Annotated in this window: 20 protein-coding genes and 3 pseudogenes; all 23 read left to right on the top strand. The window is 38.7% G+C overall.

Features of this window, described 5'->3' with window-relative positions; genetic code table 11:
* The first annotated feature begins 47 nt into the window (after positions 1 to 47).
* Positions 48 to 1,664 carry a recombinase family protein gene (locus FYJ39_RS18835; RefSeq protein WP_154473897.1) on the top strand — a complete coding sequence of 539 codons (1,617 nt, stop codon included), beginning with the start codon at positions 48 to 50 and terminating at the stop codon, positions 1,662 to 1,664.
* Positions 1,665 to 1,680: 16 nt separating this feature from the next.
* The gene (locus tag FYJ39_RS21410; RefSeq protein WP_328597577.1) at positions 1,681 to 2,559 is read left to right on the top strand and encodes a recombinase family protein; all 879 of its coding nucleotides are present in this window, start codon (positions 1,681 to 1,683) and stop codon (positions 2,557 to 2,559) included.
* Between the two features lie 29 nt (positions 2,560 to 2,588).
* Positions 2,589 to 2,723: a hypothetical protein gene (locus FYJ39_RS21615; RefSeq protein WP_407923863.1), complete on the top strand. Its 135-nt coding sequence runs from the start codon at positions 2,589 to 2,591 to the stop codon at positions 2,721 to 2,723.
* A gap of 18 nt (positions 2,724 to 2,741) precedes the next feature.
* Positions 2,742 to 3,509, top strand: a pseudogene (locus FYJ39_RS21620) (recombinase family protein); the annotation flags it as partial.
* Positions 3,510 to 3,560: 51 nt separating this feature from the next.
* The gene (locus FYJ39_RS21625) at positions 3,561 to 4,229 is read left to right on the top strand and encodes a zinc ribbon domain-containing protein (protein ID WP_407923865.1); all 669 of its coding nucleotides are present in this window, start codon (positions 3,561 to 3,563) and stop codon (positions 4,227 to 4,229) included.
* A 214-nt stretch (positions 4,230 to 4,443) separates the two neighbouring features.
* Positions 4,444 to 5,679, top strand: a complete 1,236-nt coding sequence (locus tag FYJ39_RS18850) for a hypothetical protein (protein WP_154473899.1) — start codon at positions 4,444 to 4,446, stop codon at positions 5,677 to 5,679.
* 112 nt (positions 5,680 to 5,791) lie between these two features.
* Positions 5,792 to 6,301: pseudogene (locus FYJ39_RS21415) on the top strand (P-loop NTPase fold protein); the annotation flags it as partial.
* A 15-nt stretch (positions 6,302 to 6,316) separates the two neighbouring features.
* Positions 6,317 to 7,609 carry a KAP family P-loop NTPase fold protein gene (locus FYJ39_RS18860; RefSeq protein ID WP_154473901.1) on the top strand — a complete coding sequence of 431 codons (1,293 nt, stop codon included), beginning with the start codon at positions 6,317 to 6,319 and terminating at the stop codon, positions 7,607 to 7,609.
* An 11-nt stretch (positions 7,610 to 7,620) separates the two neighbouring features.
* Positions 7,621 to 8,439, top strand: a complete 819-nt coding sequence (gene qatB, locus FYJ39_RS18865) for a Qat anti-phage system associated protein QatB (protein WP_154473902.1) — start codon at positions 7,621 to 7,623, stop codon at positions 8,437 to 8,439.
* Positions 8,436 to 9,443 carry a Qat anti-phage system QueC-like protein QatC gene (gene qatC, locus FYJ39_RS18870; RefSeq protein WP_154473903.1) on the top strand — a complete coding sequence of 336 codons (1,008 nt, stop codon included), beginning with the start codon at positions 8,436 to 8,438 and terminating at the stop codon, positions 9,441 to 9,443. Before qatB ends, qatC begins: the two co-directional genes overlap by 4 nt.
* A gap of 60 nt (positions 9,444 to 9,503) precedes the next feature.
* On the top strand, positions 9,504 to 9,797 hold the full coding sequence (locus FYJ39_RS18875; protein WP_154473904.1) for a hypothetical protein: 294 nt from the start codon (positions 9,504 to 9,506) through the stop codon (positions 9,795 to 9,797).
* Positions 9,787 to 10,413 (top strand): TatD family hydrolase, encoded by a 627-nt coding sequence (locus FYJ39_RS18880; protein WP_154473905.1) that lies wholly within the window; start codon positions 9,787 to 9,789, stop codon positions 10,411 to 10,413. The genes FYJ39_RS18875 and FYJ39_RS18880 overlap by 11 nt, the downstream gene beginning before the upstream one ends.
* 276 nt (positions 10,414 to 10,689) lie before the next feature.
* On the top strand, positions 10,690 to 11,304 hold the full coding sequence (locus FYJ39_RS18890) for a type II toxin-antitoxin system PemK/MazF family toxin (RefSeq protein WP_154473907.1): 615 nt from the start codon (positions 10,690 to 10,692) through the stop codon (positions 11,302 to 11,304).
* A gap of 227 nt (positions 11,305 to 11,531) precedes the next feature.
* Positions 11,532 to 12,071: a hypothetical protein gene (locus FYJ39_RS18895; RefSeq protein WP_154473908.1), complete on the top strand. Its 540-nt coding sequence runs from the start codon at positions 11,532 to 11,534 to the stop codon at positions 12,069 to 12,071.
* Between the two features lie 636 nt (positions 12,072 to 12,707).
* Positions 12,708 to 15,760 (top strand): annotated as a pseudogene (locus FYJ39_RS18900) (SrtB-anchored collagen-binding adhesin).
* A 12-nt stretch (positions 15,761 to 15,772) separates the two neighbouring features.
* Entirely contained in the window at positions 15,773 to 15,958 is a 186-nt protein-coding gene (locus FYJ39_RS18905) for a hypothetical protein (RefSeq protein WP_154473909.1), read from the top strand.
* Positions 15,959 to 15,998: 40 nt separating this feature from the next.
* Positions 15,999 to 16,325 carry a YdcP family protein gene (locus tag FYJ39_RS18910; protein ID WP_154473910.1) on the top strand — a complete coding sequence of 109 codons (327 nt, stop codon included), beginning with the start codon at positions 15,999 to 16,001 and terminating at the stop codon, positions 16,323 to 16,325.
* 15 nt (positions 16,326 to 16,340) lie between these two features.
* Positions 16,341 to 16,700 (top strand): YdcP family protein, encoded by a 360-nt coding sequence (locus FYJ39_RS18915; protein WP_154473911.1) that lies wholly within the window; start codon positions 16,341 to 16,343, stop codon positions 16,698 to 16,700.
* Between the two features lie 73 nt (positions 16,701 to 16,773).
* Positions 16,774 to 17,325 carry an ADP-ribosyltransferase gene (locus FYJ39_RS18920; RefSeq protein WP_154473912.1) on the top strand — a complete coding sequence of 184 codons (552 nt, stop codon included), beginning with the start codon at positions 16,774 to 16,776 and terminating at the stop codon, positions 17,323 to 17,325.
* Between the two features lie 13 nt (positions 17,326 to 17,338).
* Positions 17,339 to 17,782: a Site-specific recombinase gene (locus tag FYJ39_RS18925; protein WP_154473913.1), complete on the top strand. Its 444-nt coding sequence runs from the start codon at positions 17,339 to 17,341 to the stop codon at positions 17,780 to 17,782.
* 330 nt (positions 17,783 to 18,112) lie between these two features.
* Positions 18,113 to 18,481, top strand: coding sequence for a helix-hairpin-helix domain-containing protein (locus FYJ39_RS18930; protein WP_235919893.1), 369 nt, complete (start codon positions 18,113 to 18,115; stop codon positions 18,479 to 18,481).
* Entirely contained in the window at positions 18,462 to 18,779 is a 318-nt protein-coding gene (locus tag FYJ39_RS18935; protein WP_154473915.1) for a hypothetical protein, read from the top strand. The genes FYJ39_RS18930 and FYJ39_RS18935 overlap by 20 nt, the downstream gene beginning before the upstream one ends.
* A 197-nt stretch (positions 18,780 to 18,976) precedes the next feature.
* Entirely contained in the window at positions 18,977 to 19,804 is an 828-nt protein-coding gene (locus FYJ39_RS18940) for an Rpn family recombination-promoting nuclease/putative transposase (protein WP_154473916.1), read from the top strand.
* Positions 19,805 to 20,264 lie beyond the last annotated feature (460 nt).

A 20,264-nucleotide genomic window follows, 5' to 3' on the forward strand; every position in this document is an offset into this window, starting at 1 on the left:
TGACAAGGGATGAAATTCCTTGAAATCAGGGGAAAGGAGAACCTAAGATGGCAAAAAAAGTAACCGTAATCAAGGCAGTTTCCGGTGCCGGAAGAAAAAAGGCAGCAAGGAAACTGAAGGTATGCGGATATGCCAGAGTCAGCACAGGGAGTAAGGCACAGGCAGGCTCCTATGCAACACAGGTGGCATACTACACAGAGAAAATCGAAGCCAATCCGTTATGGGAGTTTGCAGGAGTTTATGCGGACGAAGGAATCACCGGTACCAAAACAAAGGGCAGAAATGAATTTAAGGCAATGATAGCAGCCTGTGAAGATGGGGAAGTGGAATTGATTCTAACCAAGTCCATTACAAGATTTGCAAGAAATACCGTGGAGTGCATCCAGACCATCCGAAAGCTAAAGGCGATGGGGGTTGGAATTTACTTCGAGAAAGAAAACATCAACACCCTGCATGAAGCAAGCGAGTTAATGCTTACCATTCTGGCATCGGTGGCACAGGGAGAATCGGAAGACTTCTCCGGAAATAACCGCTGGTCAATCGTCAACCGCTTTGAAAACGGCGCCTTTAAAGTAGGGACACCGGCATATGGATACCGAAAAGACGAAGAGGGAAATCTGCTGATTGAAGAAACGGAGGTTGAGACTGTACGATGGATTTTTGAATCCTACTTAAATGGAATGGGAACTTACCGAATAGCCAAAAAACTAAATGAGCAGGGCGTACCGACCATCCGATACAGTGAAAAATGGCAGGATAGCGTAATCAAAGAGATACTGAATAATCCTATCTATGAGGGAGATTCCCTGCATCAGAGAACCTATACCGAAAGGAACTTTCCGTTCGAGAGGAAAGTTAACAACGGGCAGCTTCCGATGTATCTGCAAAAGGATGCCCATCCTGCAATCATTACCCATGAAGAGGCTGAGGCGGTACGAAGTATCATGGAATACCGCAACAAAATCTTACATATCGATGGGGACAAATATCAGAACAGATACCTGTTTTCCAGCAGGATTATCTGCGGAGAGTGTGGCAGTACCTTCCGAAGACAGAAGATTTATATCGGAAAACCCCATGAAAAGATTATCTGGACCTGTCACAATCATGTGGAAAACATAGAAAACTGTAAGATGAAGGCCATCAGGGAAGATGCGATACATCAGGCATTCGTAACCATGTGGAATAAACTTTGCACCAATCAGGGAATCGTACTGGAGCCAATGTTAAAGGCACTGATGGAACAGGCAGAGAACAGGTCAGACACAAAAGAAATGGAACAATTGAATACGGAAATACACAGCTTAAGTGAGCAGAGCCAAATCCTAAATCAGGTCATGAAGAAGGGATATATGGACTCTGCTCTTTTTATGGAGAAAAGCAACCTGCTGGCACAACAGCTGACAGAATGCAGAAGAAAAAAGACAATGCTTAACAGACGGCAGAAACGGACAAAGGAGATTGTCAGAACCGAACAGCTACTTACACTGCTGAAAGAAGAAGGCTACCAAAGAGAGTTCAAGGAAGAATTGTTCGACCTTACGGTAAAGGAGATTCGGATATCCAAATCCCATGCCATCACCTTCTGCCTGAAAAACGGACTAAAGCTGACAGAGAAGGAAGGAGGGGAAAAGGACGCAGTGGCACACACCCATCGGATATAAAGTCATAAACGGAAAAATAGAAGCATATGAGGAACACAAGAAACTGGTACAGCAGATTTTTACGGATTATGATAACGGAATCTCCGCATGGAAAATAGCAAAAGACCTAAAAGAAATGGGGATATCAAATGCCAAAGGCAGGGTGGCATGGACCCATGCAACGGTTGGCAGAATACTGGAAAATCACAATTATCTGGGTACAGAATATTATCCACAAATCATAGAACCGGAACTCTTTGACCGGGTGCAGAAAAAAAGAGAGCAGGTGCGAATCGATGGAGGAAGGGGAACACACAGACCCAGCCGAAAGGAAATCCTGTTATTCAGCGGAATGCTGGTATGCGGAGAATGTGGAAGCACCTGCAGCCATATCCAATCAAGTCATAAAAAAGAGGGATATGGAGTACCGAAATGGAAGTGCAAAAATTATGTGTATCAGAATAAAGTCTCCTGCAGGGGCGGGCAGATTACAGACAGACAGGCAGAAGAGGTATGTATCAAAGCCATTAACAGTCTGATACAAAATCCCGGTCTGATAGAAAAATACAGAGAAACAGAGCAGACAGTCAGTGCAGAGTACAGAAGACTGAATCGTGCATTAGAAGAGAGAGATGTTGTCGATGCCGATGCTTCGGCGCTTACGCCGGATGAAATCACAGCCCTTATTTTTCAGAGGGCAGAGGAACGGTATCGGACACTTAAGGTGCGGGATGAAAGTATAAATGCAGAAGAAATGGCAAAAATCCTGCAGGGGATGGAAGAGATTACAGAATTAACAGATGACCTGCATCGAAAGCTGATACAGAAAATACTGGTTTATCAGGATAACACGGTGGAAGTGATTTTCCACAATAATAATCGAATCAAAATGGGATACGGACAGGAGGAGAAATAACCCCTGACCGTATCTGGAAAGGAGCAGAGATGCCACAAACAGCAGTGAAGAAAAAGGTATCCATGATTCCGGCAAAACCCCAGTATGACAGAAACATAAAACTGGCAGAAAAGAAACTGAGGGTAGCGGCATACTGCCGTGTCAGCACGGAACTGGAGGAATAGGAAAGTAGCTATGAAGCACAGGTAGAATACTACACCAAGAAAATACAGGAGACGGAGAACTGGAAACTGGCGGGTATTTATGCCGATGACGGAAAGAGTGCCACCAACACCAAAAAGCGTGACGATTTCAATGCCATGATAAAGGATGCGGAGGACGGAAAAATCGACATGATACTCACCAAGTCCGTAAGCCGGTTCACAAGAAACACGGTAGATGCCCTTCTGACCATCCGTAAATTAAAAGAGAAAAACGTACCGGTGGTGTTTGAAAAAGAGGGTGTCAACACCATGGACGGAACCGGAGAAATTCTCATCATCATCCTAAGCAGCCTTGCACAGGAAGAGAGCCGCAACATCAGTGAGAATACCAGATGGGGTGTGGTCAGAAAATTTGAAAACGGCAAGCTGATTGTCAATCATAACAAATTTATGGGATACACCAAAAATGAAAAAGGGGATCTGGTCATTGTACCGGAGGAGGCAGAGATTGTGAAACTGGTTTTCCGCCTTTATCTGGAAGGCTACAGCGTGGGAAAGATAGCCAAACACCTGCAGGAGCAGAAGATTAAGACTGCCACAGGACAGGAAAAGTGGCACAGCACGGTAGTAGGCAAAATGCTCCGAAATGAGAAATACATGGGAGATGCCCTGCTCCAGAAGACCTATACGGTAGACTTTATGACCAAGAAAAAAGTCATCAACAAAGGCATCGTGCCACAGTATTATGTGGAGGATGGCCACGAAGCCATTATCCCCAAAGAACTTTTTTTCCGGGTGCAGGAGGAAATGGCAAGAAGAGCCTCGGTTTGTAAATCAGCAGTCACCCGAAAGAAAAACATGAAAAGCAAGTTTTCTTCAGAATACGCGCTGACGGGAATCCTGCTGTGTGAGGAATGCGGACAGGAATACCGAAGGGTCACCTGGTCCAGAAACGGCAAAAAGAAGATAGTGTGGAGATGCAGTAACCGTCTTACCAACGGCACCAAACACTGCAAAAATTCACCGACTTTGGAAGAAGCGGCACTGAACCGGGCAGTCATGGAAGCCATCCGCCGCATCACAAAAAATGAAGGGAACTTTGCGGCAGCCTTAAGGCAGAATGTCATCCGGGTAATCGGCAGCTACGGCAGGGAACAGGAGCCAGATGAATTCGATGCGAAAATCAGGGCAAAGCAGGAAGAGATGGTGGCACTGATTGCAGAGAATGCAAAAATCAGTTCCTACACCGATGACTTCGATGAAAAATACCTCAGGATATCAGAAGAAATCAATGCCTTAAAAGAAGAACAAATAGAGGCCCGTAGAAAGAAAAAATTGGCAGCCAATTATGAGCAGAGAGTCAAAGACATGGATGACTTTCTACAGGAGGGCACAGATCATACACCGGAATTTGACAACGACTTAGTCAGAAGACTGATTGCCACCATAAAAGTAGACTCAGCAGATAAGCTGACCATACAGTTCCAGTCGGGGATTGTCATGGAACAGGAAATGGTAAGCGAGTAAATCTCAGGCAGGAATGACAACTAAATAGTGAACAAGGTTCCTGCCTGTGAAATTCATAGGATTTATGGCAAGAATAAAATGCCTGGACAGCCGGGCGTTTTATTGTTGGCGTAAACTTATTGTAATAGATTTTGGTTGGAGTTATATTTAAATTGATGTATAATGTTGAAAAAGAAGAGGTTGTGAATTTATTGTTGATTTTGAGGAAAGAAAAATGGCACAGTTTAGAATAAAAACCAGTAAAGATGAAATATTATGTCCAAACGAAATGGATAAGTACGAAAAAAAGTCATTATACGATAAATGCAAAAATGAAAACATGAAGATTTTTTGCAACTGTAATGGAAATTGTGAATATAAGGTTCGTAACGGAAATTGGGCAATATATCCATGTAGTCAAGGAAAACAAGCAGAACACGAGGATTGGTGCCCGAAATCGAAAGTATACTTAGACAAACGCGACTATAATGCTGGTTTTTTGATTGATGATGAGACAGGGGAGGTCCGGGTTCATTTATCAGAACCACTAATACATCAGGAACAAAACGATGATGAACCAAATGAGAATGTTCCACGAAATCATGATGGGGGAGGTAGAAGATATCCTCGCCATCAGCAAGGAGAAATTACAATTTCTGCAATGATAAAAAAGATGAATATGCTTACATTTAAGCATGTTGCATTTTACAAAGGGAATAAAGATACAGAGTATCCTAAAACAGATGTAATGATTAAGAAAATGTTTTGGGCGGAAAAGAGGACAAGGATAGGTGCTAAGAAAAAATGTATTGCTGATTTAAGCCGTCTAAAAGATGGTCTGGAATTTGTATATAAAGAATTGGCAGAGATACCTCCGTATAGAGTAGATGATAGAATTACGCGTTTGGTAACAAAAGAAGAGAAAGATGGTAAGGCATTATCGGTTCCTGTATATACACGAGAATTAATTAGAGCACTTGAGGAGTACGAAAATACATACGCGACAAATGACCTATCTAATAGAAATATTATTTTAGCAGGATTTAGAGATAAGTATGCAATGTATAGCCTACGATTTCTTTTGATAAACGATTATGGGTTGTTTTCTGAGAGTAATTATGAAGTGCAAATGTATAATGCCATTTGTGAAATAATGAATCGAAATAGATTCAAGGAAAAAGGTGTATTCTTTTATAAGCCTTTTGAGTATGGATATGGTGCCTATGGGGACAAATATTTGGAAGATGGCATTATAGAATTTGAAGGGACAAATAGAAAAATAGTTATAGAAGTTTATGGTAGAAATGATGAGGATTATTTGGAGAGAAAAGATATTAAGTCCCAGATGCTTTCCAGGAAGGATAATATATATATTTATATTCCATGGGAGGCATATAATAATGAGCCCTTACCATATAAGAGAATTTGCACTGAAATAGAAGGGGTATTAAAGGACGTAAATTCTCAATGATTGTTTAAAGAAAGTGAGAAAAGATTAATGGAGGAGCTAGAAAGATGATTTTATCTGATAATGAAACCAAAGTCGATTTACTTAATAATGAAGCGATAGCAAAGAAGCAAAGACAATAGTTTCTCTTATTAAAGACAGTAAAGAGCAGCCAATTTCTATCGGTATTCATGGAGATTGGGGCACAGGCAAATCTAGTATCCTTGAAATGGTAGAAAATGAAGTAAAGATGTCTGCCACAGAGTCAGGTAAAAAGTATGCATGTATTCGTTTTAATGGTTGGAAGCATCAAGGATTTGAAGATTCAAAAGTTGCTTTAATGAGTTCTATTATTTCAGAACTTGAAAAAAAAGAAAAACTTGGTGTAAAGGTTGGAGAAATATTAAAAAAACTGTGGGGAAATATAAATTGGATGAGCGTAGCCAAGACTGCTGGAAAAACAGCACTGGGACTTGCTACAGGTACTGCACCGCTTACATTACTATCCTCAACGATGGATCTTTTAAAAGCAACAGTAACCACCGAAGAAGGAATTGCTGGGGCAATTGAGTCTATTGGTGGCTATTTAAAGGATGCCAACATTACGGAAGATACATCAAGTAATAAACAATTTTCTGAATTTTAGGATAATTTTAATGAATTGTTAGAGGATTCATCTATTGAAAAACTTATTGTATTAATTGATGATTTGGATAGATGTTTACCGGATGTGGCAATCAATACATTAGAAGCAGTAAGATTGTTTATGTTTACAGAAAAAACAGCGTTTGTAATTGCAGCAGATGAAAGTATGATACGTTATGCAGTCAAAAAGCATTTTCCAGATGCAATTGACGAAAATAAATTTAATACAGGAGACGCTTTTGCAAATAGATATTTAGAAAAATTGATTCAGATTCCATTTAGAATTCCTGCGTTAGGCGAGGTAGAGGCTTGTATATACATAATGTTGCTTATGGTAGGTTCGGTTTTTGCTGATGAAAATCCCAATTATAAAAAGCTGAGAGAAGAAGGATTATCAAGAATTAGGAAGCCGTGGAATGTAGAAAGTCTCACAGTTGACGATGTAAAAGGGCTTCTTGGAACTGATTATGAGAAGGCTGCAAATGAAGTATTGATTGCGACACAAATATGCCATTTGCTAGCACAGAATACAGATGGAAATCCAAGGAAGATAAAACGGTTTGTAAATATGCTACTGTTACGTTATGAAATTGCGAAGAATCGTGGGTTTGGAGATGAACTGGAACTTGCAATTTTAGCAAAGATGATGCTGGCAGAATATTATGAAACAGATTTTTATAAAGAATTACCTAATCATTTGGATTCAGAAGGAAAATGGGGAGAAATCCCGGAAATACTTTCTGATATTCAAAAAATAGTCGAAGACAAGGAAGCAGTGGAATCAAAAGAGCGTTGGTATGATTTAAATAAGATTGGGGAATGGCTTATTACGAAACCGGAAATTACTGATAAAGACTTGAGACCATATTATTATGCTTGCAAAGAAAAGATTGATTACTTTTCAGGTAAATTTTCTCAAAATGATTTATCAGAAGTTGTTGATTTGCTTTTTAGAGATGAAATGACGATTGTTGGACATATTGAGGATTTGCAAAACTTGACAAGTCAAGAATCTGACCAAGTGTTTGATGTTGTTGTTCAAAAAATCATGGAAAGAGGTCAATTTGATACGAAACCGAAGGGAACAGATGGTTTAATTATATTGGTACAGAATAAACCTGAACTTCGGAAAAGTTTGGTAAATTTTATAGATGCTATTCCTGTTTCTAATGTTGGTGTGTGGATTATACATGGATGGGATAAAGCTATTTCGAAGGACTGTGAAGAAAGAAAGACTTTAAATCAATATTTTGATAAACTTAAAAGTAGCGGTACATCAGTTGTGAAGGCTGCTTTAAAAAAGATGTGAGGTGATTGATAATGGGAACATCAACACATAATGGAGGACAAAAAGGAGGAACACCGCTAGTACCATCATGGTTACAGGAACCTGATGAAAATATGCAAAATGAAACGCCTCAAGGTGTCAATGGTAATCAAATTCCACCGACAGGTGATGCGGATCGTTTTACAGCACCACGTGGTGAATTTACAAGATATATAAATTCTGGTGGACGGGATAGCAGTTTAGGGCGGAAAAGTGTTTCTAATTACATAAGAAATTCTTTAGGTGGTAGTTCAAATGCAACGCAAAGAATGGGAGCAGCCAGAAGCAGTACAGCGAGATTGTTAAATATTGCGGGTGCATTTGCTTCAGGCGGAGCAAGAGCTGTCGAGCAATATCTTTCTATTGAAAACCTTTCCCATAAGACTGCAAGTGATGCATTTATTGCTATTACTGATTTTGTTTGTCCGGATGGAGGACCACAAGATGAAGGCATTGCGCGGTCAGCATATATTTCTGCAATAGAAGAATCACCAGAGATAGCTACAATTAAATTTGAGGATTTGACCTCTGAACAGATTATGGTAATTGTGGAACGTACTATGGCAAATGCTATATTTAGTAGAATTACGAATGATATTGGAAATAAGATTATTTTGTTGCCACAGGATAGGGCTACATCGGACAGTATAATAGTTCAAATGAAAGACTTTGTTAAAGGTTCTGTATCTGATGCGGTAGCCAATCTGAACATACAGACAGGGAATATTCGACAGGGAGATTCGCTAAGAATAGTAAATCAAGTGTATAAGGAAGCATTTGATATTATGGTAAGTGCGGGTGAAAATGAATGAATCGATATAGGTTAAGAGCAAATTATGAAATTCAGAATATAGAGTCAAGGAGAGAGGATGGTACAGTTATTGTTGAGGTACCTATGCTTTCTGCGGGTGAACTAAATTATGGATTAAACTATGTTAAGGAGAAATTATATAAAGAAAATGTATATCCCACTGAAATTGGATTTGATATTATGTCTCTGGCAACAATGGTTTATTTGGCAGATACACGAATTGAGAGAGTGGTACATGGACAAGACTCTTGGTCGAGAGAAATCGAATTAGAAATACCGGTATCAAATGTAGAATTGTGGGAAACACAGATTTATACGGTTGAACGTATGCTTAAATTTCTTACAGGAGATTTATGGAAAATTACATTGTCAAGTAGAATGTGGCAGTTTAGTAAACCGGATGAAATAGGAGAAAAATCAAATAAATATGATGAAGTATCATTGTTCTCTGGAGGAATGGATAGTCTTATAAGTACTATTAATTTAATGGAAGACAAGAAAAATACCTTGCTGATAAGTCATGCAGGTGAAGGACTTACAAAAAATGCTCAAAAAAATATAGTGGATAAATTTGAACTGCTATATCCAGATGTATTACATACTTGGCTCGACTTATGGATGGTATTTCCCAATAATTACATTCCGGAAGGTGGTAATGATAATAATACAAGAAGTAGATCATTTCTTTTTATTGGTTATGCGATTTTTGCAATGTCTGGAATGGATAATATTAGTGAATTGTTGGTCCCTGAAAATGGTCTAATTGCATTGAATGTACCATTAGATGAAACAAGGGTAGGTTCGTTTAGTACGAGAACAACACATCCGTTTTATCTTTTTTTATGGAATGAGTTACTGCAGGGATTAGGACTAGGTATGTCAGTGAAAAATCCTTATTGGAATAAAACCAAGGGAGAAATGGCAGCGGAATGTAAAAATAGAGATGTGCTGTATGAGACTATGAAGTTATCGTTTTCATGTTCATCACCAGGAAAAGCAAGATGAAAAAAACTTAGTCCGCAACATTGTGGGTATCGTGTTCCTTGTTTAATTAGAAGAGCAGCGATGTATAAAGCTTTTGGTAGTGATGGAACTGTATATACCGAGACATCTATTCATGAAATGCAAAGTAAAAATTCAGAAGGAATGGGAATCCAATTGCGTTCTTTCCAGTATGCAATTGATAAAATAAAACAGGATAGTAATCGTGCTTTATTCTATATACATAAGCCGGGACCATTACCGCAAGATGATGAATATTTGCAGGAATTGGCTGATATATATGTGAGAGGTTTATTGGAAGTAGATAATTTTATACAGAATAATTTAGCTGAAGAGGGTAGTAACAATGATTTATGATGCACATTGTCATTTGGATTTAATGGACAACATGGCAGGATTTATAAAGGAGATGCAGAATTCTGATATGAGTCTATTTGCAGTTGGTACTACCCCCAAGGCATATGATCGAGAAGTACAGTTTTGCAGAAATAATCCTCGTATTAAAGTTGGATTAGGGATGCATCCCCAATTAATTTCTAGTGGCTATGATGATATGAGCTTGTTTAAGACATTATTTGAAAAAAGTCACTATATTGGGGAAGTAGGCTTGGATTTTAGCAAAGAATATATTCAGACAAAAGAAGTTCAAATGCATGTATTTCGTGATATTGTCAACTTATGTGAACAGTGTGGAGAAAAAGTGGTTTCGGTTCATTCCCTTAAGTCGGCAAATACAGTTATTGAAATTCTGAGAGAATACAGAACACAAAGAAGTAATAAATATATCTTCCACTGGTTTACTGGTACAATACCACAGCTAGAGAAAGCAATAGAATTAGGATGCTATTTTTCGATTAATCCAAGTATGTTAAAAACAAAATCAGGATTGGAGATAATACTGTACCTGTTGAACGCATGTTGTTGGAAACAGATGCACCATTTACATTCAAAGTTCAACACATTGAAGAAATAGAAAAAGAGCTTAAGAGAGCCATATTAAAAATATCAGAGATAATTAAAATAGATATGGCAGATGTATTTTATGAAAATTCAAGAGACGTGTTTAGATATTAATAAATACTGAAAGGTAAGCTGGAGGAGTAAGGTTACACAACTACTGTCAGAATATGAAGTCATTACGGAAAATCATATGTAATTATGAATATATCCAATAGGGAAATTTTTATTGAGAAAAAGAATTAAACGCTGTATACTATTATAAGATAACCGAAGAAAAGGGAGACAGAAGATGCGGTTTAGTGATATAAAAGTAGGATACATTTATAATGTGATTCTTGATCCGGTTCGGGATTGTGAATTTGATGGCAGGCATTTGGCAGTGGTATTAAAGAGAAATAATGATAAAGCAACATTTATTGTCATGCCACTTACGAGTGCACCTAATGGAGTCGGTGTGAATAAAATAAAATTAGGAGCGATGAATAGTTTGCCATCTTCATTAAAATCTAATGATACATACGCAGTATACAATCAGGTTAGAACAGTTAATGCTGATAGATTTATTGCTTTAAAAGAAGGCAGTGCAGTAAAGGAATGTCAGATGGAAAAGCATATTTTCCATAAACTGTTATTTTTAGGTCTTAGAGAGATGGTATATAGTATTCCGCAAGATGAGAGGGTCGAAATCTTAAAAGGCGCTTATGAAGCTGAGTTAATATCAAAGGCAAAGGATATGGCTTATCGAATTGTAAAATTAAGGAAAGAGGAAAGTCCCGATAAAGAACAAATTGATGAATTGTTAGTACAGATTAAGGAAACAATAAAGGGTGTAACATATTCTTTGGATAAGCAGCTTGTTAAGGATGGCATTGATGTAATTTTTAATGAGGCAAAAAATTTGTAATTTTTCTTGTATCTTTGAAAGGGATATGTTATAATCTAATCAAGAAAAGAGCGAGATGCTCTGCTTAAGAATTTAGGGTATAGACTCCCAACTAAGAAGAATAGAGTTAACAACTCTACAAAAATGATTTTTAGGGTATAGATTCCCAACCAAGAAGAAGCAGGTCGTAAGACCTGCTTTTTGCATAAGATAATTATTTGAAAACATGTACAAAGGAGCAGTGTGAGATGTATAGTGATTATTTGGAGACGGAAGCTGAATTCAAGTACAAGGCAGTGTGTATACTATTAGCAATAATCTTTTTTATTAACAGTGGAGTATCAATATGGGAAATCTGTCAAATAAGTAGATTGCAAATACAGCAGAATAAGATTGAAGTAATACAGTATAATTATGAAAATTCAACAGAAAACACAAAAGATTATATTGTTGGTTTGATGGATGAGTTGGAAGAGATTAAAAATGAATCCTTTAATATGATTGTTGGTGTTGTAGTTTCTGCGTTAGCCGGTACGTTCACAACAGCACTTACATTGATACCCATGAATCTCTTGAAAGGAATTTTCAAGAGTGTGTATAGTACACAATATTATTCAAATACCACTGAAAAAATTATTGCTATAGAAACTTTTTTGGTAGGGATAAGCTTTATTTCTGAAATATGTGCAGTTGTTTCAAATGTGTGTGTATATCAAGATTTATTCAAGTTATATGAAAAAGTGCTATTTTCCTTAAATAGTGTACTTTTGACGATGCCATTGTTTTAGGTAATGGAACGAAAAGTGGCCAGAATCAAGCCTCCAAGGTCCCAAAGATTTGGAGGTTTTCTTCTGCCCATTTTTACTGAAAAGTAATTTCCGAAATAAACAATCTGTGGTACAATATCCTCGAAGTTATACAGATAGGAACGTACCATAGAGAAAGAGCAGAACACAAATCACACGCAGGTCAGTCAGACCTGTATCTCAAAAACAAATCTAATCTTTTTCTATGGCAGGTGCAAGGTGGTGCATCATGCTGATTTTTTTGCAGGTTCTTTAAAGGGACTGTTGCATCATTTTTGAATCCAAGGCTTAACGAAAAGCCAAGAGATGTGCATCTTTATTGCACACTCATGGCATGTGGAGACTTGTGTGTTGCTACAAAGACGAACTATGTAGAAATCCTTAATTTTAGGCACTTTTTTAAGCATATCGTCTTTACAAGTGAGGGCGATAAAATCAGAAATAAAGAGATAAAAAACTATATCAATGTTTCAGTAGTTGTTGATATAGAGTGTGGGAACACAACAAATTAAATATTGAATTTGAGGGGTACTTGTAAAAAGAGTATCCCTTTTCAATGCAGACGTTCAGAAATGAGCGTCTATTTTTTTACCCAAAATGAAAGGAGTTTTTAGAATTATGAAAAAGATATTGAAACGATTGTGTACGGGCTTCTTAGCTCTTGCAACTGTCGTTACTGCTTTACCGAGTACACCTGTTCATGCAGAAAGCAAGCAATACTGGACGGAAAGTGCAGAGCGTGTCGGTATCATTGAAAAAGTAATGAATGACGGTTCTATCGGTTCTACATTTAATGAGGGCATGATGAAAGTTGAGGGCGAAACTGCCTATTGTATTGACATCAATACAGATTTTAAGAATGGCTACAAGACCAAAGCTGACACAAGCTCACGCATGAGTGCCGACCAGATTTCAGATGTGGCGTTATCCTTAGAGTATGTCAAACAGTATGGCGAAGCTCACAAAGAATTGAATTACAAACAAGTTTATCTGTTGGAACAATGTGTTGTTTGGCAGAGATTAAGCGTACATCTTGGCTGGCAATGCGACAACGTGCGAGCTTCTTATGATGAAATTCCAAAGGTTACGCAGGACGAAGTTTTCGCTGGTGTGAAAGCCTTTGTCAAAGAAAATAAAGGACGCTATGAATGTGGCAGTTATATCTACTCTGGCGAGGGGCAGGAATTAGGGCAATTCTGGGCGAAACTGAATGTCGGAAATGCAACACTTCAAAAGACTTCCAGTAATAACAGTATTACTGATGGTAACGGAAACTACTCTATTGCTGGTGCAACATACGGTGTCTTTGCTGATAAAGACTGTACAAAACAGCTTGCGCCCCTTACGACTGATGAAAACGGAAATACAGATGTTGTAGAGGTCAAAGCTACTACCGTATATATCAAAGAATTGTCTGCATCTTTAGGATTTAAGGTTGATACAACTGTATATCCCTTAAAGGTTGAAGCTGGAAAGACAGCGACTTTGAAAGTATCTGATACGCCAAAAGTTACGGACACTTTGATTGAGCTTTTCAAGATTGACATGGAAACGCAGAAAGACAATCCGCAGGGGAACGCTTCTTTAGAGGGAGCAGAGTTCACATGGAAGTATTATGCAGGCTTCTATAACAAAGACAATCTCCCTGCCGAAGCTACTCGTACATGGGTTACAAAGACAATCGCTGAAACAGACAGCAACGGGACAATTCATTACATCACAAAATTAGCTGATACTTACAAAGTATCTGACGACAGCTTCTATATGCAGGACGGCAAAGCGGTGTTACCTCTTGGTACACTAACCGTTGAAGAAACGAAATCGCCAACGGGCTACTTATTGGACGGTGCATATATGCAGGCGAACGGTAGCGAAGAACAGATAAAAGGCTTATACCTTACACAGATTACAGAGGACGGCGACCTTGCTGTATTAACTGGAAGTAACCAGTTTTCTGTATCAGATAAAGTCATTCGTGGCGGTGTCAAAATTCAGAAACGAGATTTAGAAACGGGCGATACCAAACCACAAGGAAGTGCCACTTTGAAAGATACTGCTTTTGACATTATTTCCTTAAATGATAATTCTGTATTGGTTGAGGGCAAGCTATACAAGAAAAATGAAGTTGTAAAGACAATCCATACGGATATTGAGGGTATCGCTTCTACTTCTGCTGACCTCTTACCTTATGGAAATTTCCGTATCGTTGAGAGTGAAGCTCCCGACGGTTACTTGACAGACGGTGCGAAGCCCATTGATTTCTCAATCACAGAGAATGGAAAAATCGTGGACTTAACCGACGAAGCCCACTCTATCTACAATCAGATTAAGCGTGGAGATATTGAGGGCGTGAAAATCGGTGCAGGTACACACAAGCGTCTTGCTGATGTTCCGTTTAGGATCACAAGCAAGACGACGGGAGAAAGTCATATCGTAGTAACTGACGATAACGGGCAATTCTCCACTTCTGCTGACTGGGCTTCTCATAAGCACAATACAAACGCAGGAAAAACCAGCGAGGACGGTGTATGGTTGGGGACTTCTGAATCAGACGACAGCAAAGGGGCATTGCCTTATGATACCTATATCATTGAGGAAATGCGTTGCAACAGCAACAAAGGCTTTGAGCTTATCCCACCTTTTGAAATCGTGGTATCAAGAAATAACCTTGTGATTGATTTAGGGACTTTGACTGATGAATACGAAAAAGAAATCTCTATCCATACCACAGCGACCAGCAAAGATGGAGAAAAAACTATCCTTGCAGGAAAAGAGGTAACAATCGTTGATACTGTGAAATTAGACGGGCTTACAAAAGGCACAAAGTATCAGTTGAAAGGCTGGCAGATGTTAAAGGAAGAAAACGCAGAACTTATTATTGACGGTAAACGTGTAGAAAATGATTATACTTTTATCGCTGATGATGAAGAAATGAAAGTGGAAATTTCCTATACATTCAATGCGTCTGCTTTAGGTGGCAAGAACATTGTTACCTTTGAAGAATTATATGATTTAAGCAATTCAGACGAACCCGTAAAAGTTGCGGAACACAAGGACATTGCGGACGACGGGCAAACGGTACTTATCACAGAGCGTATCATCAAAATTCATACGACTGCTACCGATAAAGACGACAACAAAGAGCTTGAAGCTGGAAAAGACGTTACAATCGTTGATACCGTAACCTTAGAGGGCTTAGAAATCGGTACACAGTATAAACTTGTAGGCTGGCAGATGTTGAAAGAAGAAAATGCAGAGCTTCTTATCAATGGAGAACGTGTGGAAAGTGATTACACCTTTACCGCTGACAACGAGACTATGAAAGTAGAAGTTGCCTTTACCTTTGACGCTACTTCTCTTGACGGCAAACAGCTTGTAACTTTTGAAGAATTGTACGATTTGAGCAATCCAGACGAACCGAAGAAAGTTACCGAACATAAGGACATTGACGACGAGGGACAGACAATTACCTTTAAGGAAAACCAGAAGTCCCAGAAGAACCAGAAAAACCCGAAACACCACAGACACCAGAGAAGCCAAACCGACCTAGCGACAGTCCCAAAACGGGCGACAGTACAAATGTCATGGCATTTCTTGTGATGTTGCTTACATCTGCTGGTGGACTAGCTGGAACATATCTTTACAAACGCCGTAAAATGAAGAAATCATAAGGCGGTAACGATATGAGAAAAGGAAAATCACGCTCTCCGCCGAAGCTGTCAAACGGCAGACTTTCGCTTATTCTGGCTTGTCTGCCCTATACCTGCAAGAACACGTATGGTCAAGGGTGCGTAAGCATTGATTTTACCCTTTACTATCTGTGGGATTGCTGGTACTTCCCGAACCGCCAGAATAAGAAATCGCAATAAATTAACTTATCAAATATAGAAAGAAACGAGGTAAAACAATATGGAAATGAAATATGTCGTGCCAGATATGGCACAGTCTTTTGGAACTCTTGAATTTGCAGGCGAAAGTGAGCCAGTCTTTGAAAGAGATAAAAATAACCGCAGGGTCTTAGCCAGACGAAGCTACAATCTTTATTCTGACGTACAGAAAGGCGAAAATGTTGTCGTGGAAATTCCCATGCAGGCTGGCGAAAAGCATTTCAAGTATGAGCAGAAAGTAAAACTTGTCAATCCGAAGTTATACGGCAGAGGTTACGCAATCGGGGATATGGGACATACCGATTATGTGTTAATCGCTGATGATATTGTCGTAGTTGAAGAAAAGTAAAGGAGTGAAGAATTTATGAGATTATCAAACGGGTTTGTCATTGACAAAGAGAAAACATTTGGAGAATTAAAATTTACAGCGGTGCGTGATGTGTTCTTGCAGAATGAGGACGGGACACCGAGTACCCAGCTTAAAAAGCGTATCTATGATTTGAAGTGCAGTCTGCATGGTGGAATTATCCCCGTGTCTGTACCGCCAGAAGTACCGTTAAGGGAATTTCCGTACAATGCAGTCGTGGAACTTGTCAATCCAGTAGCCGATACGGTATCAAGAAAGACCTATACGGGTGCAGATGTGGACTGGTATGTAAAGGCAGAGGATATTGTATTGAAAAATAAAGGCAATCAAACAATAAATACACAATCCAAAAAATAAATTTTATTTTATGCTTTTTTCGATTTCTTCACGGTATAATTCTATATGAAATTATTTTATATGGAGGTATCGTATGTTTATAGAGTTAAACAAAAGTGAAGCAAAAAAATATGGAAAGGAACTTTATCGGAAATGGATAACTAAACTAACAAAAAGCGAAATTAAAAGTTTGAAGAAATATAAATTATCTTCAAAAAAGATAAATAATGACGCTAGAAACAATATAAAAAATATTGATGTAGATAATATATCAAAAGCACTAAAAAAAGGTACTATTGATAAAAATATTACTGTTTATCGAGAAGCACATATTAAATTACTAGAGAGCAATAATACAACAATACAAAAAGTTTCCGTTGGAGATGTGTTGATTGAAACTGGATTTATGAGTTCCTTTTTATATCGCCCCAAAAGAATATTTAAAGGAAAAGTTAGATTAAAAATTAACGTCCCTGTTGGAACATATGGTGCATATATAAATGAAATATTATTTATATATAAATGGGAAAGGGAACTATTGTTTGACCGAGGAACTGTTTTAAAAGTCATAGGAAAAAGTTTCGATAAAGGAATTTTATTGTTAGAAGTAGTTTGTATCAATGATAACAATTCCGCAGAGTTTTAAGAAAGGAACGTTTATGAAAATTTACAAATACAAAGGACACCGTATCAGAGCCAGCGACAAGCACCTTGTATATCACTATTGCATAGGGACGCTTCTATATGATAAGCAAATCGAAGTACTTCAGCAAAAGATGCTGGAGCTGATCGAAGAAAGTGCCGGAAAGCAGACCGCAGACGAGGACTTTGATAAAGAATACCGTGTGATTGCAAACCAGATGAAGGCGCTGAAAAAGCAGAGGGCAAAGAAACTCAAAGAGCGCCAATTAGCGGATGCATATGAACAGCGTGTGAAAGATATGGAGCAGTATATGAAAAAAGCGGGTTATCTCAAACGGGAATTTGATGATGAACTGGTGAGACGGCTTCTGAAAACAGTACGAGTTATCAATGAGAATAAAATAGAGATACAGTTCCAGTCTGGAATAATGATAACACAAAAAATCGATTTCAATGTGTAAACAGCAGCAGGAGCTGAAGGATAGTTCCTGCCGCACGAAAACTGATAAGAATAAAGTCCTCAGATAGACTGAGGATTTTATTCTTGGCAGTTGCACTCGTATGTAGAAAACATTTGTTTATTCTGATATAATACTTTAGAGAAACTGCAAAGAGGTTCTTCCATCTGTTGAACGAATTGAAAAAGAGCCGGAGTAATTGTGCCGCAAGCAGTGGAATAATTACAAAGGGTATGATTCATGGTAGAAATTTAATGTTCCGCCAAGAGCAAATTCTGCTTTTGAGGAATCGGAATAGCACACTCAACACACCTGGATATGCACCGGGAAAAGATGATCCGCTTAGAGGGATTTGGAGTTAAATCCTATGATAACCTCTGGGCCTCCACCGAAGCAAGCCGGCACACAACCTTTGAGCGCTGTCTGGTAGCTATGGATATCCCGCTCGTTGGCCGGATCATAAGCCGAAGCCTAAGACAGCAGTTTCACGAAAGTCTGGATGACTTTGAACAGGCCGCAACCGGCGCCTATGATTGCACCCAGCTAGAGGATATCGGAACTATTATCAATGACAACATTCATACCTGGTTTTCAGATATGGACAACTTACAATTATGGAAGGAGTTACAGAAAGAGATGATATTTGAAGAAAGAAAAGAGGAAACCATGAACGTAGAACAGCATGTCACCTGCCAGCATTAACTATGTCTATATCAATCTGGCAAAACGCCTGGATTTTCCGAGCGAAATTACCTTTGAGACACCAGCATTCGCTTCCTTTCAAGACGGCGAGATTGATTTTTATGTGCAGAGCCTGGAGAAGAGGACACGGTATGCGATTAGGATGAATGATGATACTTTGGCCGTGGACACAGCAAAGGCAGCATTAGAGGCTGGAAATGTGGATTTCCTGCTCTATCTGGCTGACAATACTCACGGCAACGTAGATGGAAAGAGAATTACCCTGCCAATCTACTCAATGAATCGGTTCCATTTTTAAATCAACTACGATTGTAAGACGGCCCGGCAGCCCCGGATTCTGCACATAATTTATTAAATTTCCGTGTAGTCTCCAGCCTTTCGTTGAATCTGAGAGGGTAATCTGATATAATATTAGTAGAAACCAGTGTTAAACAATGATTGACATGAGAACGGACAAATACTGACATACTTAAGGATAAGTGAAAAGGAGCCAATATGGGCAAACAAATTGAAGTGCTAAACCTTGAGGACGACTTTCTCTTTGCCAAAGTAATGAGCGATCAGGAAATATGCCGAAAGGTACTGGAGAAAATACTCAATATATCTATTAAAAAAGTGGTTCTGACAAATAGCCAGAGAACAATAGATATGCTTTTAGAGAGCAAAGGAATCCGGCTTGACATTTATGTGAGTGACGATGAGGGAACTGTTTATAACTGCGAGATGCAACGCACTAACCACGATGATTTGCCAAAACGCAGCCGCTACTATCAGGGAAACATCGATTTGGATTTAATCGCTGCGGGTGAACTTTATGGGAATCTTAAAAACAGCTTTGTAATCTTTATTTGCACGTTTGATCCCTTTAAAGAAGCCCGTCACATATACACCTTTCGTAATACCTGCAAAGAGAATCCGAATCTGCTCTTAGATGATGGAACCACAAAAATATTTTTGAATACTAAGGGAGCAATCGAAGATGTAGATGAAGAGATGAAGGAATTTCTGGCCTATGTAGAGAATTCAACAGATGACTTTGCTTCCCAGGCCAAAAGCCCTTTAATCAAAGAAATCCATAAAAAGGTAACTGAAATAAAGCATAGTGAAGAATTGGAGGCGGAATATATGACGTTATTACAGAGAGATAGAGAAAATAGAGAAATAGGACGAGAAGAAGGCCGCGCAGAAGGTCTTGTAGAAGGTACACAGCGAATGGCTATCTTAATAAATCAACTCATTGAGGCCAATCGTTATGATGAAGTGAAACGAACTACTACCGATACTGAATATCGTGAAAAATTATTTAAAGAATTTGGAATTTAGCTATTACATCATTAGGGCCGCTACAAAGAGCGGCCCTAATGATACTCTTGACATATGAAGAGGCGACATACATGACCTTCGAGGAAAGGGAATGGGGAGTGTCTCAAAACAAATGGCAGATCTAAAGCATGTATACGCAGCACCAACCGAATAATCTGCCTTAAATGAACTGAAATTATTTAAGGATAAATGAGATTAGTACCCGAAAATCTATAAATTGTGGCACGATAACTGAGTGACCTTATTCGCCTATTTCAAGTATCTAGAAGCAGTCAGAGGACTGATTTACACGGCAGATGCCATTGGAGGATTGTAATCGGCAATTACGAAAAGGAGTGTGTGAAGAAAAGTCTGTAAATACGATCTTCTATGATATAACTGGGCTGAAAGTACCTTTTGGGATGTTCAGCCCTTGTTTTATTTATAACAACAACTATCGCTGCATGTCAAGAGCAGGCGG

Source organism: Clostridium porci, from assembly GCF_009696375.1.
Taxonomy (GTDB): Bacteria; Bacillota; Clostridia; order Lachnospirales; family Lachnospiraceae; genus Enterocloster; species Enterocloster porci.